This is a genomic window from Bradyrhizobium sp. Ken01 (assembly GCF_055807355.1).
On the sequence record NZ_JBVVPC010000136.1, the window covers coordinates 1 to 1,214 of the forward strand.

Genomic DNA, 1,214 nt, shown 5'->3' on the forward strand with positions numbered 1-1,214 from the left:
CTAGTGTCCTGAACCAGAAGTTCGGGACATCGGGTCGTGTTTTGCCGGGGCATTGTATCGGCAGAAGCGTTCGATGGAAGCAAGGATGTCATCGGCGGACTTAGTCCATCGGAACGGTTTTGGATCGGCGTTGTGTCGTTCGATAAACGAGGCGATGTCCGCCCTGAGGGCGGCGACGCTGCGATAGACGCCGCGCCTGATCTTCTTATCGGTGAGGAGCGCGAAGAAGCGCTCGACCTGGTTGAGCCATGACGAACTGGTCGGGGTCAGGTGCACGTGCCAACGCGGCCGTTTAGCCAGCCATCTCCGGATCATTGGGGTCTTGTGCGTGGCGTAGTTGTCCATCACGAGATGAACGTCGAGTTCACGCGGCACGGCAGCTTCGATCTCGTCGAGGAACTTGCGGAACTCAGCAGCGCGGTGGCGTCCGTAGCACTTGCCTATAACCCGTCCGGTCGCAATATCGAGGGCGGCGAACAGTGATGTGGTGCCGTGCCTGGTGTAGTCATGGCTTCTTCTGGCCGGCTGGCCGGGACGCATCGGCAGCATCGGCTGACTGCGGTCCAGCGCCTGGATTTGGGACTTCTCATCCACACATAAAACGATGGCGTGCTCCGGCGGCGAGACGTAAAGGCCGACGACATCGCGCACTTTGGCCACGAAGTTTGGATCGGTCGAGAGCTTGAACGTCTCCATCCGGTGCGGCTGGAGCCCGAAGGCCCGCCAGATGCGTTGCACCGTCGACACCGATAGGCCGCTGGCCTTCGCCATGTCGCGGGAACTCCAATGGGTGGCGTTCTCGGGGCAACTCTCCAACGTCCTCACGATCACGGCTTCAATGCGGGCATCGTCAACCGTGCGTGGCGCCCCGGAACGCGGCTCGTCGTGCAGCCCGTCCACGCGCCGCTCCACAAAACGTCGTCGCCACTTGCCTACCGTCGATCGGTCCAGGCCCAGCTTGGCCGCCACTTCTTTGTTCTGACCGCCTTCCGCGCAGGTCAGTACGATCCGGGCTCTCAGAGCCAGCGCCTGCGCCGTCTTCCGCCGCATCGTCAGCGACTTCAGTTCGGCACGCTCTTCATCGCTCAACGTCAGGGGCGCAAGTTGCTGGGCCGCCATCAGATCCTCCGTCGCTGCTGCAGCCTCCATCCTTGGCACGGCGACGCGAATCTACTGCGAATCTATGATTGCGAACTTGTGACTCAGGACACTAG

At 61.8% G+C, this 1,214-nt stretch carries 1 protein-coding gene; it reads right to left on the reverse strand.

What is annotated here, in order from left to right; translation table 11 throughout:
- The gene (locus AC0L3S_RS39040; RefSeq protein WP_473285271.1) at window positions 1-1,119 is read right to left on the reverse strand and encodes an IS630 family transposase; all 1,119 of its coding nucleotides are present in this window, start codon (window positions 1,117-1,119) and stop codon (window positions 1-3) included.
- Window positions 1,120-1,214 lie beyond the last annotated feature (95 nt).

Excerpts from the sequence above, each read along its gene's own strand:
- AC0L3S_RS39040 (WP_473285271.1), bottom strand. The coding sequence starts at position 1,119 with ATGGCGGCCCAGCAACTTGCGCCCCTGACGTTGAGCGATGAAGAGCGT.